The organism is Nitrospirota bacterium (assembly GCA_016194305.1).
Taxonomy (GTDB): Bacteria; Nitrospirota; Nitrospiria; order JACQBW01; family JACQBW01; genus JACQBW01.
Window position 1 is genome coordinate 22371 of sequence record JACQBW010000010.1, and the last position, 14666, is coordinate 37036.

A 14666-nucleotide genomic window follows, 5' to 3' on the forward strand; every position below is an offset into this window, starting at 1 on the left:
CATTAAGAAACTTATCCTCGCCTCTTCTTCTCCCCGTAGAAAAGATCTGCTCTCCCGGTTCGGTCTCCCATTTGAAATTATTCCTTCTGACGTGTCAGAAAAGGAATGGGAAGGCGAAGACCATGAATCGTATGTTCGGAGAATTGCGCAATTGAAGGCGGATCACGTGGCGAGTCGGAAAAAGGAAGCGTGGGTCATCGGTGCGGATACCATTGTCGTGGTCGGAGAAGTCAAGATGGGGAAGCCGGCGACCGGAGGAGAGGCCCGAAAGATGCTGCAGCTCCTTTCAGGGAAAAAGCATGTCGTGATGACCGGCGTTGCATTGATCTGTGCAAATCAGCACTATTGTGAGTCTGTAGTTGAAAAAACAGAAGTCTGGTTTAAGACGATTACCCCATCTGAGATCGAGCAGTACATTTCGACCCCGGAGCCTTATGATAAAGCCGGAAGCTATGGGATTCAGGGCAAAGGAGCGACCTTTGTCGACCGGATTGAAGGCGAAGTTTCGAATGTCATGGGCCTTCCGCTTCGTCGAATCAAAATCCTGCTTGAAAATTCGGGGATCCTTAATGTTTCCCATAAAAATTAACCCTGGTTAATACAAAGGAGTTCACAGCGATGAAAGCAACTTTATTTGGTCTCATTTCGTTTGCGTTTATCCTGCTCATGGCATGCAGTTCGAAAGAGAATCAGGCGGAATCTCCGGCAGCGGTTGGTTTGAAGGTGATCGGTGAGACGCCGTCCGGGCTTCTCAAAGGTGAAACGCTCTTTCTAAGCCGTTGTTCGGGCTGCCATGGCGAGAAAGGAAGGGGAACCGAAAGAGGCCCGACATTCATTTCCCCGATCTATCATCCGGACCACCATGGCGATGACTCCTTTATTTTAGCCGCACGAAACGGAGCCAGGGCACATCATTGGCAATTTGGAGACATGCCACCGATTCCCGGCATAAGAGAGGATGACATGAAGGAAATTATTGCGTATATACGCTGGCTCCAGAAAGAAAATAAGGTTTATTGATCGGCAAAACGGGAAAGGGTGCCTGCTGTGTTCTCGAGTCTCGACTTCGTCAACGTATATCCCTATACGCCTCCGTCGTCTCGATTCTGCGGCCTGGCATGAACCCTTTCTCGTTATGCCGATTCCCCTGAGTGGGAAAGGGTGCCTGCTGTGTTCTCGAATCTCGACTTCGTCAACGTATATCCCTATACCCCTCCGTCGTCTCGATTCTGCGGCACGACATGTTCCTCATTTTGGTCCATAAGAAAATAAATAGGAAAAAGAGGTTGTCAGGAGCGATGTTTTATGATAAATTGAGAATAGCTATCAATTTCAATTTACGATTTTGTGCCGGATGCTATGGAAAAAGAAGCTGAAATCCTAAAAAAACATATTCAGGTTCATCAACTCAAGTTGACGCGCCAGCGCCAGGTCATCCTGGACACATTCCTTACCTTGCCACGACATGTTTCGGCGGAAGAGCTTTATGAAGCGAGCACCCGGAAGAACCGGTCGATCGGATTGGCGACGGTTTATCGGACGCTCCACCTCCTCTGTCAGGCTGGGATTGTTCAGGAGAGAGAGTTTGGAGACGGCCAGGCACGCTATGAGATCGTTTCAAATCATAGTCATCATGATCACCTGGTCTGTTTGAGTTGCGGACGGATTATTGAGTTTGAAAACATGGATATTGAAAATTTGCAGGAACAGGTGGCCAAAGAACATTCGTTTATCATCCAACGGCATAAATTGGAGTTGTATGGATATTGCAAGACGTGTCACAGATCAACAGCGCATGGAAAAAAACTCAGGAAAAATAAATGAAAACCAGGTTTTATGTTTTCGCACTTTTATTGGTATTTGGCGCGACTCTGGGAGCAGGAGAAACGACGATAAAAACTACAATCCGGAATCAAAGGTTTATACCGGATGAGATTCGCATTAAAGCGGAAACAAAAGTCATTTTTCAGATTTCGAACGAGGATAAAGTTCCGGTCGAGTTTGAAAGCAGCGATCTCAACAAGGAGAAAATGGTACTGCCTGGCAAAACTTTGGAAATAGCGCTTAAAGGACTCAAACCGGGAATATATGAATTTTTCAGCGACTTTGGACCGCAGGCCTTACGAGGGAGAATTATCGTCGAATGATAGGAACATTTATTATCAGTTGGAGAGAGTCGATTGAAGCGGCGCTTCTGGTAGGTATCCTGATGGTTTATTTGAAGAAAATCGGACAGGAGAAGAGCTTTATTTTTATTTATATGGGCGTAATATTCGGAATCATTGCCAGTCTCCTTTTTGGATATCTTTCTACCCGGCTCAGCTTTTTATTCGAAGGGGGAAGAGAAGAAATATTTAGTTCGGTAATTCTTCTGTTTGCGGTGGTGATTCTGACTTACATGGTGATCTGGATGTCGGACCAGGCGAAGCACATTAAGGGGAAAATTCATCAGAAAGTTGACGCCGTGATGGAGCAGAAAAAGCTTTGGGCGCTTACCTTTCTGGCTTTTACAGGGGTCTTTCGGGAAGGAATCGAAACAGTTCTCTTTTTATGGGGAATTTTTATTCAGAACCAGGGAACAAGTTCTCTCTCCTTGTCTTTGTTGAGCGGAATATCCGGTATTGTGCTGGCAGTTTTGATGGCCTGGTTCTTTTTCAGAGGATTCGGACACCTCGTGGATATGAAAAAGTTTTTCCAGATTACAGGTGGAGTCCTCCTGTTCATGTCTGCAGGAATGCTGGTCGCCTCTGTCGGCAAATTGGAGTCCGCCGGATTTATTCCTCCACTTTTGACCCGGATTTGGGATTCCTCGTGGCTGGTGGATGACCGGACTCTGGTCGGCCATCTCTTTTCTGGACTTTTTGGGTATCGGGCAAAACCGACCTTAATGGAAATTCTGGTCTATTTCATTTATTTTTCCTCAATCATTTTCTGGATTCGCCGCCAAAATTTAAGGCGCGCATGATCCAAAGAGCACTCTCGGGTCTTGCCGTTTTAGTCTTGTTCTTCTTTCTATTCAGTGGAGAAGGTAACGCGACTCGCGAATTTAAGGTCTATCCCTCGCAGACTGCGCCGGAAGGAGAAGTCGAATCTTCTTTCTGGAACAACTATACCTCCTCCAACAGCCAACCGTATTCATTCAAGGGAAATCCGGTCAGCAAATCGGACTTAATGGAATATTCTCTGGAACTGGAATATGGTGTCACCGACCGGTTGACGATCGAAGGATATGGGGATTTCGAACAACCAAAGGGAGAATCTTTTCAATATGTCGGAGCAAAAGCGGTTTTGGCTCGCTATCATATTTTCCAGGAAGACGAAAGGTTTTGGGATACATCCATTTATCTGGAATATTCCCTTCCAAACGAGGCCTACAATCCCTCAGAGGAGCTGGAAGCCCGACTTCTCCTGGAAAAAGCAGTGGATCGATGGTCTGTCAGGTTGAATCCGATCCTGAGCAAACCGGTCAGCGGTCCCGAGGTGTCGGGAGGGATTGAATTGGCCTATGCCGCCGGGATTTACTGGAGGATGTTTCACACCTTTGTCCCGGATCTTGAATTCTTTGGGGAGTTCGGAGAGTTGAAAAACAGTCCGAAACATATCCACTATCTCTTTCCGGGTTTTTCAGTCAACTTCGGCACCGGGTGGAAATGGGAATCGGGTATTGGAATGGGAATGACCTCCGAGAGCGATCGGGTGATCATTAAGAACATGATTAGTTATTCCACGATCTTTTAATTTAAAGCGCAAAATTAAGGTTCAAAGTTGCCGAGAGCTCACTAATAATTCTCAACTCCATGCCGAGTGAGAGCCCTTTTTGAATATTAAAATCAAGTCCCCCAAATAGTCCAAGTAGCCCGTCTTGGTCAAAATCAGTCTGTCCACCAGGTCCCAGTGGATCCGCTATTTTTGTGGTCGTTTTCGTAATTTGAAGACCCAGATAGGGGGTCAATTCCGGCTGGTTTTCAAAACTGAGACCTCCAAAAAGTCCAAACTCGCTCCAATCGGCATCACTGCTCAATCCGGGCCCAAAGTCGATAGAACTCCGAGCCAGCGCAAGTTTGGCTCCCCCGCCAAATTTAATATGTTCCCGCTTGACTTCTCCTAACGTTGCTTTGGCTCCGATTTCGACGCCGAGACCATATTTCCCGTCCGCGGTTCCGCTTCCATAATCGATGCTTTCATCTGAAAATCCCGCATTTCCAAAAAAGCCCATATTCCGATCAATCCCGTATTTAAAATTAAAAAGAAGGCGATCGCCCTTGCCGGTAATCTTGTATCCATTGGACTTGAAATCTTGGGAATAAATGTCGATCGTCGGGCCGATGGTCAACTGCTGGGGAGAGGCCTGATTCGTCGGATTTCCAATCGGGAATGCCTGCGCCGCGAGGGGGATGGAGGTGATGAATAGAAAAAGGATCAAGGGTAATTTAAATCGAACGGTCATCGTACTTTCCTTTCTAATAGAATTCGTTAAAACTGGTCTTTTTGTAACACAGGAATAAATCTGTTTGCAAGTTGAAACGGGATTTCTGTTGATTCCATCCCGGGGCTCTTCTATGATTTGAGCTACGTACTCTGGGAATCCAGCTCATCATCTTGCCCATAAGGAACTCTTTAATGAAAGAAGAGATCTGGTTACTCATTGGACATGGGAGCCGCGATCAGGAAGGAAATGAGGAATTTCTCAAACTGGTCGAGAAATTGAGAAAAAAGAACAGGTCCAGAAGGATTGATGGTGCATTCCTGGAGTTGGCAGAGCCGAATATGAGAGAAGTTCTCGACGGGTACGGTGATTCTGGCCGAAAAACGGTCTGGATTCTGCCGCTGCTTCTTTTTGGCGCAGGACATTCCAAGACTGAAATCCCGAAAGTAATCCATAAGGCACGAATCAGACATCCCCATGTGGAATACCGCTATGGTACGCCCATTGGCATTCATTCTTCGCTCCTTAGGATGGTGGGTGAACAGATTCATCTGACTGAAAAAGGTGCCAGGCCGTTTGGAAGAGAGGAGACCGCGGTATTAATCATCGGGAGGGGGAGTTCAGATCCCGACGCCAACAGTGATCTGCATAAAGTCTCTCGTCTGTTATGGGAGGAACATCGCTTTGGATGGGTTGAGACCTGTTTTATCGGCGTGACCGAGCCAGATCTTCCTACTGGGATAAAACGGTGCGTTCAATTGGGAGCAAAACGAATCATCGTAATGCCTTATTTCATCTTTACTGGAGCGATGATCAAGCGGGTCGAAGCATTATTAGTTGATAGCCGGCCTCTTTATCAGGAGATTGAAATTCTATTGGGTCAATATTTCGGTAAAGATCCGCAATTTCTGGAATTAATCGAAGAGCGGTTTGCCGAAATTAAGAAAGGTCCTGTGTTGATGAACTGTGATTTATGCAAGATCCAGTTTCCGGAGTTAACAGGTTCAAAAATGCTCTTAAATGAAAAGCCTCACTCATGCCGCTAAAGGACATGTCACTTGCCGAACTCTCCTGGACGGGTGTTTCCTTCGGGGCTCTTTGGGGCCTACTGAATTTCGGCCTGGATTACCTCTTTAGAAATGACGGGCTGGACGGGTCAATTCCCTTGCTCATTTTATCATTTTCAGTCGCGGGCGCCTTATTTTCCTTGTTTATCCTTTTTCTGGCCGCCTGGTTTGCCGATGCCGAAAGGCAAAGTCCTTATCTGACCATGATTCGTATCTCTGTTTTAATCTGGCTGATTTCTGTGGTGATGGGAGGAGTCGCCAGCCGATATAATCCTGACCGGTACCATTTTGACTGGATGGATCACTTTTGGGGCGGAAGCAAGGTCCTTCTTCTTGGGTTTCTACTGGGATGGCGGATCAAACGATTGACGCTTAAGCGGTTCGGATAAGATTTGATTTCGACCATATCCATCTCCATTTCGCTTTAACTGGAAAAATCCTTCTCCGCAGGCTTTCCATCGCTCGAAATTTCCACAATTCTCCTGCTTGACTTCGTTTAAAGAATTAAGGTAACATTCAAACTTTTTGCGGATCTGTCAATAGATTCAACAAATTTCAAAAAGTTTAACCTTTTTAAGGATTTCAATAATGAAAATAGGCATTCCTAAAGAGATCGTTCCTCAAGAACGACGGGTGGCGCTCATCCCGGAGTCAGTCAAGAGGATCATCAAGAAGGGATTTGAAGTACAAATCGAAACTGGTGCGGGAGATCTCTCGATCATTCCTGATATCGAATATGAAAAGGCGGGAGCAAAAATCGTTCCCAGTGCAGAAGCCCTTTATGGCGATTGCGAAATCATCTTAAAAGTTCAGAAGCCTTCTCCCAATCCGAAAACCGGCAAAGATGAAGCGGATCTGATCAAGGAAGGGGGTTTTCTGATTGCCTTTCTTCAGCCCGTAAACAATCCGGACCTGATTAAAAGACTCGCCGCTCGCAATATTACTTCTTTTTCAATGGATGCCATCCCTCGTACGACACTGGCCCAGAGCATGGATGCATTAAGCTCCATGGCCACGATCGCCGGTTACAAGGCGGTGCTGACTGCGGCCAATGCAATCGGTCGGTTTTTTCCGATGTTTATGACAGCCGCGGGCACGATTGCTCCGGCAAAAGTGCTCGTCATTGGGGCGGGTGTCGCAGGTTTGCAGGCCATCGCAACCGCAAAACGCCTGGGTGCCGTTGTCGAAGTATTCGATACCCGGCCCGCCGCGCGCGAACAGGCGGAAAGTCTGGGGGTGAAGGCGATCAAAATGGATGAACTGGCCCAGGAGGAGACCGAAACCAAAGGGGGCTATGCTAAAGAGATATCGGAAGAGAGTCATAAGAAAGAGCTCGAGTTGATTAAGAAACATGCCATCGTCTCCGACGTGGTGATTACGACGGCTCAGATTTACGGGAAAAAAGCGCCCATCCTTTTTCCGGAATCCACTGTCAAAGAGATGAAAAAGGGTTCTTGTATCGTCGACCTGGCCGTCGAGCAGGGAGGAAATTGCGAATTGACCGAGGCAGGCAAAGAGGTGATCAAACATGGCGTGATTATCAATGGATTTGTCAATGTTCCGAGTTCCCTCCCTTTTCATGCCAGCCAGATGTATTCAAGGAATATCGAAAAGTTCTTTTTTCATTTGACGAACGAAAAAGGATTCAAACTCGATTTGAATGAAGAGATTACGAAGGGTTCGATCATTACCCATAACCACGAAGTGATATTCGGAAAAGCAAAATAAGCTTTTCTAACGCAGAAAGGAAAAGAATTTATGTTATCTCCCTTGATGGTTGACATTTATGTTTTGATGCTGGCCAGCTTCGTTGGCTTTGAATTGATCCGTAAAGTTCCGCCAACGCTTCATACGCCTTTAATGTCAGGTACCAATGCGATCACCGGAATTTCCCTTGTGGGAGCGTTGGTCGCCGCCGGTCACGAAGGGGGAATGATCACAAAATTTCTCGGACTCCTTGCTGTCATTTCCGCGGCCATCAATGTGGTGGGAGGTTTTATGCTGACCGATCGCATGTTAAAAATGTTCAGGAAGAAGGAAAAATAAAAGATATGCAGAGCCAAATCATTAATATTGTTTACCTCATATCATCCGCACTGGTCATTCTTGGAATTAAACGCCTTGGACACCCGGATACGGCCCGTTCCGGAAATCTCTTCTCCACGCTGGCGATCTTTCTTGCTGTCACCGTGACCCTTCTTAATAAGGAGATTGTAACTTTTAACACCATTCTTATCGGGGCGGTGATCGGCGGGGGAATCGGTTTAATGTTTGCCCGAATGGTGAAGATGACCGAAATGCCCGAAATGGTGGCCATGTTAAACGGATTTGGGAGTATCTCCTCCGCCATGATCGGCATTACCGAATTTTACAGAACGTTTCCGAATCAAAACGGCTTTGACGTCACCGCCATCGTCTTATCGGCGATTGTGGGGACCAGTACCTTTTCAGGCAGCATTATTGCGTTCGCCAAACTGCGCGAATTAATGACCGGGAAAGCGATTCTGTACAAATTTCAGCACCCGCTTAATCTCCTGATGTTCCTCGGTATTGTCGGTTACTCCATCTATCTGCCTTACCAGCCGGACAGCAATTTTTCTTTCATCATGATTAATGTCCTCTCTCTCATTCTCGGCATTACCCTCGTTTTACCCATTGGCGGAGCAGACATGCCTGTGGTCATTTCGCTTCACAATTCTTACTCGGGAATTGCCGTGGTCGTGACCGGATTTCTTTTTAATAACAATGTCTTGATTATTGTCGGATCGATCGTGGGTTCTTCCGGAATGATCCTGACCTATATCATGTGCAAAGGAATGAATCGGTCGGTTATCAATGTGATGTTCGGCGCGATGGCCCAGAAACAGAAAGCAGCAGCTTCCGGTGCCACGGGAGGTCCGAGAGGCGCAGTCAAGGAGTTTTCGATTGAAGATGCGGTTACGGTTCTGCAGAACTGCCGTTCGCTCATTGTGGTTCCCGGCTATGGTCTCGCCGCGGCACAGGCCCAACACGCCGTCAGGGAACTGGGTGATCTGCTTGAAGAGAGGGGAGTGACCGTCAAATATGCCATCCACCCTGTCGCGGGACGCATGCCTGGCCACATGAATGTCCTCCTTGCGGAGGCCAATGTTCCCTATCCGCAGTTGTACGACATGGATGACATCAATGAAGAATTTTCAAAATGCGACGTGTCGTTGGTCATCGGGGCCAATGATGTGGTTAATCCTGCGGCCAAAACGAATCCTGCCAGTCCGATTTACGGGATGCCGATCCTCGATGTGGAGAGCACGAAGACCATCATCGTGCTCAAAAGAAGCATGAATCCGGGTTTTGCCGGGATAGAAAACGAACTGTTTGAAAGGCCCAATACGATGATGGTATTTGGTGATGCGAAAAAGACGGTCAATGAGTTTATAAAAGGGATTAAAGAATAATCCAAAAAGAGAGGGTAAATATGAAAGTGATTTTAAAGGAAGATGTCGATCATTTAGGGAAGATGGGAACACTCGTGGAAGTGAAAGACGGTTTTGCCCGAAATTATCTGCTCCCAAACCGAAAAGCGGTTCTGGCAACGGATAAAAACACCAAGGAACTGGAGCACGAACGAAAGATTATTGATATTAAATTGAAGAAAATCAAAAAAGAAGCTGAAGGACTTGGAGAAAGAATTCAGGCTGTAACGCTTCACATTCAAGTTCAGGCAGGAGAAGAAGACAAATTATTTGGATCGGTTACTGCGCAAGATATTGTTGAAGCCCTTGAAAAGGAATCGATTTCCATTGATAAGAAAAAAATTTTATTGGAAAAACCGCTCAAAGAACTTGGCATATTTCCTGTTCCGGTCAAGCTCCATTCAGACGTAATTGCCAATCTTAAAGTATCAGTCGAAAAGCTGGCCTGAACCACCTTTATTTTGGTTCGTCCGTGATTGAACCGATTGTAGGGCAGGGAGGAGCGAGGAGGGGCACAGCCCCGGTATTCGCACTCTCTGAGCCAGGCGTCGTAATCGGGCGCGCAATGGCTTGGACTACGAGAGGCATTTCGACGATAAATAGCCACTCGCGATATTGTTGTTTATCCTCAAAACAGCGATCGATGACTTTGAAGTGAGACGTTTTCAAAGGTTTTTCAGTGCTTCCGCTCCGAACACCTATTAAACCTTTGGCAGGATCAAAAATGGGGACAAATTCGCCGCCTGTTATGGGATCTTTATAGAGTTTTCTCAGATATCTTTTTGAATCGGGGCTGTTGGGATCTTTTATCAGATCCTCGACCGAATGCGGATATCTCTTAAGTGGATTCAGATTTTTATACTGAGTAATGGCAAATCTGAATTCATTCCCCCGAAATAACAATTCCTTTTCCTTTTCACGCTTGGCGACCGTTTTCCACTGGTAGGCGACTCCGGTTAACGATATTCCGATGATCACAATAAGCGCCATCAGAGAGAGGTAGCTGAACCCGTCCCGGCCCGCGACAGTATTCCAATTGAACTTAACCATTCGTTTTAGAATAGGCTGGAAAGGGACCATTTCTAACACCCAATTTCCAAGGCCAAAACGGAACGCTTATTCATAATATCGATTGACATGTTTTTCTTAAATTGAGTAGAATTCCACAGCGATCATACCGATTTCTTTGTAATATCAGGAAAAAGAATGGCATTGAATAACCGAACTGATTTATCGTTTTATTATAACGCCGTTCGGAATTTTTTTTTAGCTTTTTTATTCATTTTTTTCAGTTTATCTTCTCTTTCCTGTCATTCTCCAGCCGCTCAAAACAAGATCCAAACCTCGTCCAATAAGTCTCTGTCCGTTGCAAAAACCCGTTTCTTGCCTGTCTGGACAAATTACCAGTTAAACGCCGGTGTTCACGCGATTGCATTTGAAGAGCCCCTGATTTGGGTAGGGACGGAACAAGGAGTGATTGTTTATGATACGGCGACCGAAAAAGTGATTAAAAAATTCGACAATAAAAGCGGTCTTCTTTCAAACGACGTGACATCCATCGAAATTGACTCGAACGGCAATAAATGGGTCGGAACCCATGGAGGGGGACTGGTCATCATTGGGGAGGGGCGCAAAAGGGAGATTAAGAAAATCTACAATGTCCCGTTACTTGCCGATCCCTTTGTTTATAAGACACTTTTTGATTCCAAAGGGAGGCTCTGGGTGGCGACCTGGAAAGGGGTTAATCTTTATGACGGAAAGCGCTGGATGAAGTTTACGAAGGAAAATGGCCTGGTTGATAACTGGGTCTATTCATTGGGGATCGATCCGAAAGGAACCCTCTGGTTCGGGACCGAAGGGGGAGTCAATTCGTTTGACGGGACGCGATGGGAGACGTTCACTCACCAGAATGGCCTTGGAGCTGAACTGAAAGATATTCCTGAATTTGAAAAAATAGTCAATGCCAGCAGGCACCATGCGTCAACACCCGGCAAGGAAGCTGAAGGGTATAATCCGAACTATATTCTTTCTTTGGCCATTGATCAAAACGGGACGAAATGGTTTGGCACGTGGGGAGCGGGATTATCGCGGTTTGACGGGAAAGTCTGGAAAAATTTTACCATGAAGGATGGGTTACCGGGCAATTTTGTTGCCGATATTTCTGTGGATTCTGACAATGGTCTGTGGATTGGAACGGAAGGAGGCATCGGCTATTTTAACGGAACGGAGTGGACCAAATATACACGGGAAGATGGACTCATCGACGATTCCGTCTTTACCATCGCGAGAGATAAGAAGGGGTCCAAATGGTTCGGCACGCTCGATGGGATCAGCAAACTCGAAAGATTGACCCCTCAGTTATAGGCATCATTTAGTAGTAATCATTGGGAACAGAGTGGCAACTTAATCCTCACGTTTAGAAACGTCGTCTCGCCCCGTCCGGAGACTGTAATAACTCTTTGATTTATTTATAAAAAATAAAGAATAAGAGATGTTGAAACGGTATCTTTTTTGCATATTTACTTGTTAATTTGCGCTTATGAATCGACGATATCTCCTTTTACTGACTTCATTTCTAATCCTTTTGCTCTTCACAATTAATGTGGACGGGGGGACAATTATCAAGTCACGTCATGATCTCAGCGCACTCAATTTCAGGGGATATCGAACGGAAACGGGACCGATGCAGGGAGCAACGTTTAATGATTATGGCGAAACTTGCATCTATTGCCATACGCCGCATAACAGCAATCCGATTGCCCCATTGTGGAACCGGAATCTCCCGAATCCATCAGGCTACCAGATGTATTCCAGCCCCAATTTTGATTCCAAAGTGCCGTCGCCCGATGGCATTTCGCTCGCCTGTCTTTCGTGCCATGATGGAAGCGTGGCGGTTGATTCCGTAGTGAATAAACCAAAATATCATGGATGGCTTGATGCTTCTGTCCATTACAAAATGAACCAGGAGGGGGGAGTCGGTTCCGATAGTTGTGGAAAATGCCACAATCGTCTGGAAGGGGCTTATGGTGGTATCGGGGCGACCGGAATCGGAGGTGCCCATGATGCGACAGTACGTTATTTAGCACGCGACTTACGAGATGATCATCCTTTTTCGATTGCCTATCCCAATACCGATCTTGACCCGGGATTTAATCAACCGATGCTGGTTAAGAAAGATGGGGGACGAATGTTTCCAAATGGTGTGCAAACTTTTGAAGGAAACAAAGTGCAGTGTGCCAGCTGCCATGATCCACATAATCCGGATGAAAAAAATCTCGAAGGGAGGGATCCGTTCTTGAGGACGAGTAATAGGAATAGTGCGCTGTGTCTGACCTGTCACATCAAGTAAACGTGGTTCTGCAGACTGTTGAAAAAACATCATTTGGGTCGTTCTCGTCGCTCGGCAATCCTCACGTACTGATTCTGTACGCTCCGGTTGCCTCGCTCCTGCGGCCTACCAACTGATGTCTTTTGAACAGTCTGGAAAAGTAAGATGTGTTACTAAAATCTCGATGGAAGTGAAAAGGGTGAAAAAGTTGCCTATAAAAATATATCAATGGGGTTGGGTGGTGGTGGGGGTGATGCTGATTGCGGCCTGTTCCGCGGTTCCGGTTAAGAAGACGGAGATCATCTGGCCTCTCCCACCTGATCCTCCAAGAATCAAGTTTGTCAGAACCATCGAATCGGCCGCGGAGGTTGAAAAAAAGAGTTTCGGGAAATCGCTATTAGAATTTCTGGTCGGGAAAGAACCTTTGGTTCATCTTCAAAAACCTTATGCCGTACATACGGACCGGAATGAGCGGGTCTATATTGCGGATTCCGCCTGGCGGAAAATACTGATCTTCGATTACCGGAAAAAAGAGTTTAAATTTCTCGGTCTGGACGGACCGATCGACTTCGAAGGGTGTATGTGGTGGACACCAAGAAACATAATGTCGACATTTTTGATTATGATGGCAAGCTGATCTCCGAATTTGGCGGCAGGGGAGTGAACGATGGACAGTTCAATATTCCAACCAATCTTGCTTTAGATGCGGAAGGGAAAGTGTATGTGATGGACACTTTTAATTTCCGTGTTCAAATATTTGATGCAGATGGCCATTTTTTATCCAAGTTTGGAAGTGTCGGAACAGGCCTGGGGCAATTTTCAAAAGCAAAGGGGATTGGTGTCGACAGCGAAGGCCATATTTATGTGGTCGATGCGTCATTTAACAATATACAGATTTTTAATCAGGAAGGAGAGCTTCTCCTCTTTTTTGGCGATTTCGGAAAGGAGGAGGGAAAATTCTTCCTTCCTGCCGGTTTATGGATCGATGAAAACGATCAGATTTTTGTTGCAGATCAATATAACAAGCGCATTGATGTTTTTCAATTTATGGGAGAAAAATGGAAAGCCAGGGAACAAGCCCGAAAATGAAAAAATATTTCATCAAGGACCCACAGGAATATCTGCTTCGTGAGGGAGCGAAATCGCCGGGATTTCTCCTCTCGTGGATTCTTGTTTTGCTGATTTCAGGAAGCGCCGCCGCATCCGAAGATATCGCTCATACGAAACATAACCTTGCCGTCAATCCCGACATTCAGGCAGGAAGCGGAGCGTATAATCTCAACGGCGACATCTGTGTCTTTTGCCATACCCCGCACGGCGGCCGGCTCGATGTGGGAGGAGGGGCGGCTCCCTTGTGGAATCGAAGGCTCCCGCTTTCTTCTTCGTTTATTCCTTATGACAGTCCGAATTTTGACAAAGCGGGGATCCAGGCGGGTCAACCGAAGGGCGTTTCGCTGGCCTGCCTCTCTTGCCACGATGGCACGATCGCATTTGATTCTTTGATCAATGCTCCGGGATCAGGAGGTTATTTTGTCAGCAATAAACTTCAGTCCGGAGGGCCGGGCGTCAATGTCGGTTTGAATTTTTCGGGTCCGGGTGTCGATCCTTCCCTCAAAACCTTTAAACCCGGAAATCGAACGGATAACACGGCGGGCGGCTTTATCTTTTTTGGATCTGACGGAACGACTCCCAACGGGAATATTGGAGGCACTTCCCCCTTTCCCAATTTGACGGCGGATCTTTCCGATGATCATCCGGTCGGAATGGCGATTCCTGCCTCGGATCCTCAATTTACCCAGATCCTCTCCAATATCAATATCGCGCCGGGCGGCGATGGACATGCCGCGGGCTCGGGGACCAACCATGTTTTCTGGATCACCCGCGATGGCGCGTTACAGCCTGACAAGAGAGACCGGCTTCGGGCTTATCCATCCGATCCGACCAATCCGGATACGCCCTATATCGAATGTGCGTCGTGTCACAATCCGCATGAAGCCAGCCGGCCACTGGGACAGCCGGCATTAACGGATCCGGTTAATCCCATGACCGTCAACAATTCACGATTTTTGCGGGCACCTGATCCGAACCGGCCCGGGGCCAATATGAACGATCGGAACGCAAGCAGCGCCCTATGTTTAAGTTGTCATCAAAAATAGCATTTTTTATTTTCATTATTTTTTTAAGCGGAACGGGCATTAGAATTTTTGCGGAGGAGCAAGAGGAGACCCGAATTGTTGCGGAAGTCAATGGTGCTCCCATTCGCTTCCCGGCGTTCCAGGAAGAGCTCAAAAAATCGAAGTCGAGTTTAGGGCATCGTGAATTTTCTCCAGAGAGACTGGACGAGATCAAAAGGGATGTCCTGGATCACCTCATCGGAAAAGAACTCGTTGTGC

20 protein-coding genes are annotated in these 14666 nt (G+C 46.6%); 18 read left to right on the forward strand and 2 right to left on the reverse strand.

What is annotated here, in order from left to right; translation table 11 throughout:
• Position 1: 1 nt before the first annotated feature.
• From maf to HY200_04630, 6 genes are all read left to right on the forward strand, one after another.
• The gene (gene maf / locus HY200_04605; protein ID MBI3594217.1) at positions 2-589 is read left to right on the forward strand and encodes a septum formation inhibitor Maf; all 588 of its coding nucleotides are present in this window, start codon (positions 2-4) and stop codon (positions 587-589) included.
• A 29-nt stretch (positions 590-618) separates the two neighbouring features.
• On the forward strand, positions 619-1020 hold the full coding sequence (locus tag HY200_04610; protein ID MBI3594218.1) for a cytochrome c: 402 nt from the start codon (positions 619-621) through the stop codon (positions 1018-1020).
• 339 nt (positions 1021-1359) lie between these two features.
• On the forward strand, positions 1360-1824 hold the full coding sequence (locus HY200_04615; GenBank protein MBI3594219.1) for a transcriptional repressor: 465 nt from the start codon (positions 1360-1362) through the stop codon (positions 1822-1824).
• Positions 1821-2147 carry a cupredoxin domain-containing protein gene (locus HY200_04620; protein MBI3594220.1) on the forward strand — a complete coding sequence of 109 codons (327 nt, stop codon included), beginning with the start codon at positions 1821-1823 and terminating at the stop codon, positions 2145-2147. The genes HY200_04615 and HY200_04620 overlap by 4 nt, the downstream gene beginning before the upstream one ends.
• On the forward strand, positions 2144-2965 hold the full coding sequence (locus HY200_04625; protein MBI3594221.1) for an FTR1 family iron permease: 822 nt from the start codon (positions 2144-2146) through the stop codon (positions 2963-2965). The genes HY200_04620 and HY200_04625 overlap by 4 nt, the downstream gene beginning before the upstream one ends.
• Positions 2962-3738, forward strand: coding sequence for a hypothetical protein (locus HY200_04630; GenBank protein MBI3594222.1), 777 nt, complete (start codon positions 2962-2964; stop codon positions 3736-3738). Before HY200_04625 ends, HY200_04630 begins: the two co-directional genes overlap by 4 nt.
• A gap of 1 nt (position 3739) precedes the next feature.
• Here HY200_04630 and HY200_04635 read toward each other — a convergent pair whose 3' ends face one another.
• The gene (locus HY200_04635; GenBank protein MBI3594223.1) at positions 3740-4447 is read right to left on the reverse strand and encodes a hypothetical protein; all 708 of its coding nucleotides are present in this window, start codon (positions 4445-4447) and stop codon (positions 3740-3742) included.
• 173 nt (positions 4448-4620) lie between these two features.
• On the opposite strand from HY200_04635, the gene HY200_04640 reads away from it, so the two are divergent.
• From HY200_04640 to HY200_04665, 6 genes are all read left to right on the forward strand, one after another.
• Complete coding sequence (locus HY200_04640) at positions 4621-5472, forward strand: sirohydrochlorin chelatase (protein ID MBI3594224.1); 852 nt, start codon at positions 4621-4623, stop codon at positions 5470-5472.
• Positions 5463-5882, forward strand: a complete 420-nt coding sequence (locus tag HY200_04645; GenBank protein MBI3594225.1) for a hypothetical protein — start codon at positions 5463-5465, stop codon at positions 5880-5882. The genes HY200_04640 and HY200_04645 overlap by 10 nt, the downstream gene beginning before the upstream one ends.
• A 199-nt stretch (positions 5883-6081) precedes the next feature.
• Positions 6082-7221 carry a Re/Si-specific NAD(P)(+) transhydrogenase subunit alpha gene (locus HY200_04650; GenBank protein ID MBI3594226.1) on the forward strand — a complete coding sequence of 380 codons (1140 nt, stop codon included), beginning with the start codon at positions 6082-6084 and terminating at the stop codon, positions 7219-7221.
• A 30-nt stretch (positions 7222-7251) separates the two neighbouring features.
• Positions 7252-7539 (forward strand): NAD(P) transhydrogenase subunit alpha, encoded by a 288-nt coding sequence (locus tag HY200_04655; GenBank protein MBI3594227.1) that lies wholly within the window; start codon positions 7252-7254, stop codon positions 7537-7539.
• A gap of 5 nt (positions 7540-7544) precedes the next feature.
• On the forward strand, positions 7545-8927 hold the full coding sequence (locus tag HY200_04660; protein ID MBI3594228.1) for an NAD(P)(+) transhydrogenase (Re/Si-specific) subunit beta: 1383 nt from the start codon (positions 7545-7547) through the stop codon (positions 8925-8927).
• A gap of 20 nt (positions 8928-8947) precedes the next feature.
• Positions 8948-9394 (forward strand): 50S ribosomal protein L9, encoded by a 447-nt coding sequence (locus HY200_04665; protein ID MBI3594229.1) that lies wholly within the window; start codon positions 8948-8950, stop codon positions 9392-9394.
• A 7-nt stretch (positions 9395-9401) separates the two neighbouring features.
• Here HY200_04665 and HY200_04670 read toward each other — a convergent pair whose 3' ends face one another.
• Positions 9402-10034, reverse strand: a complete 633-nt coding sequence (locus tag HY200_04670; GenBank protein MBI3594230.1) for a type II secretion system protein — start codon at positions 10032-10034, stop codon at positions 9402-9404.
• Positions 10035-10151: 117 nt separating this feature from the next.
• Here HY200_04670 and HY200_04675 point away from each other — a divergent pair, with 117 nt between their 5' ends.
• The 6 genes from HY200_04675 to HY200_04700 all read left to right on the forward strand — a co-directional run.
• A complete protein-coding gene (locus HY200_04675; protein ID MBI3594231.1) occupies positions 10152-11309 on the forward strand; it encodes a hypothetical protein in 1158 nt (385 codons plus the stop codon).
• A 175-nt stretch (positions 11310-11484) separates the two neighbouring features.
• A complete protein-coding gene (locus tag HY200_04680; GenBank protein MBI3594232.1) occupies positions 11485-12294 on the forward strand; it encodes a cytochrome c3 family protein in 810 nt (269 codons plus the stop codon).
• Between the two features lie 187 nt (positions 12295-12481).
• Positions 12482-12910: a hypothetical protein gene (locus HY200_04685; GenBank protein MBI3594233.1), complete on the forward strand. Its 429-nt coding sequence runs from the start codon at positions 12482-12484 to the stop codon at positions 12908-12910.
• A complete protein-coding gene (locus HY200_04690) occupies positions 12859-13362 on the forward strand; it encodes a hypothetical protein (GenBank protein MBI3594234.1) in 504 nt (167 codons plus the stop codon). Before HY200_04685 ends, HY200_04690 begins: the two co-directional genes overlap by 52 nt.
• Complete coding sequence (locus HY200_04695) at positions 13359-14429, forward strand: hypothetical protein (protein MBI3594235.1); 1071 nt, start codon at positions 13359-13361, stop codon at positions 14427-14429. Before HY200_04690 ends, HY200_04695 begins: the two co-directional genes overlap by 4 nt.
• Positions 14405-14666, forward strand: a 262-nt coding sequence (locus HY200_04700; protein MBI3594236.1) for a SurA N-terminal domain-containing protein, incomplete at its 3' end; no start/stop codon positions are given. The genes HY200_04695 and HY200_04700, both read left to right, overlap by 25 nt.

What these genes read in the sequence shown, in the direction of transcription:
- HY200_04630 (MBI3594222.1), top strand. Translation starts at nt 2,962, where the DNA reads ATGATCCAAAGAGCACTCTCGGGTCTTGCCGTTTTAGTCTTGTTCTTC.
- HY200_04620 (MBI3594220.1), top strand. Translation starts at nt 1,821, where the DNA reads ATGAAAACCAGGTTTTATGTTTTCGCACTTTTATTGGTATTTGGCGCG.
- HY200_04610 (MBI3594218.1), top strand. Translation starts at nt 619, where the DNA reads ATGAAAGCAACTTTATTTGGTCTCATTTCGTTTGCGTTTATCCTGCTC.
- HY200_04615 (MBI3594219.1), top strand. Translation starts at nt 1,360, where the DNA reads ATGGAAAAAGAAGCTGAAATCCTAAAAAAACATATTCAGGTTCATCAA.
- HY200_04640 (MBI3594224.1), top strand. Translation starts at nt 4,621, where the DNA reads ATGAAAGAAGAGATCTGGTTACTCATTGGACATGGGAGCCGCGATCAG.
- HY200_04635 (MBI3594223.1), bottom strand. Translation starts at nt 4,447, where the DNA reads ATGACCGTTCGATTTAAATTACCCTTGATCCTTTTTCTATTCATCACC.
- HY200_04650 (MBI3594226.1), top strand. Translation starts at nt 6,082, where the DNA reads ATGAAAATAGGCATTCCTAAAGAGATCGTTCCTCAAGAACGACGGGTG.
- HY200_04665 (MBI3594229.1), top strand. Translation starts at nt 8,948, where the DNA reads ATGAAAGTGATTTTAAAGGAAGATGTCGATCATTTAGGGAAGATGGGA.
- HY200_04660 (MBI3594228.1), top strand. Translation starts at nt 7,545, where the DNA reads ATGCAGAGCCAAATCATTAATATTGTTTACCTCATATCATCCGCACTG.
- HY200_04625 (MBI3594221.1), top strand. Translation starts at nt 2,144, where the DNA reads ATGATAGGAACATTTATTATCAGTTGGAGAGAGTCGATTGAAGCGGCG.
- HY200_04645 (MBI3594225.1), top strand. Translation starts at nt 5,463, where the DNA reads ATGCCGCTAAAGGACATGTCACTTGCCGAACTCTCCTGGACGGGTGTT.
- HY200_04680 (MBI3594232.1), top strand. Translation starts at nt 11,485, where the DNA reads ATGAATCGACGATATCTCCTTTTACTGACTTCATTTCTAATCCTTTTG.
- HY200_04675 (MBI3594231.1), top strand. Translation starts at nt 10,152, where the DNA reads ATGGCATTGAATAACCGAACTGATTTATCGTTTTATTATAACGCCGTT.
- HY200_04695 (MBI3594235.1), top strand. Translation starts at nt 13,359, where the DNA reads ATGAAAAAATATTTCATCAAGGACCCACAGGAATATCTGCTTCGTGAG.
- HY200_04655 (MBI3594227.1), top strand. Translation starts at nt 7,252, where the DNA reads ATGTTATCTCCCTTGATGGTTGACATTTATGTTTTGATGCTGGCCAGC.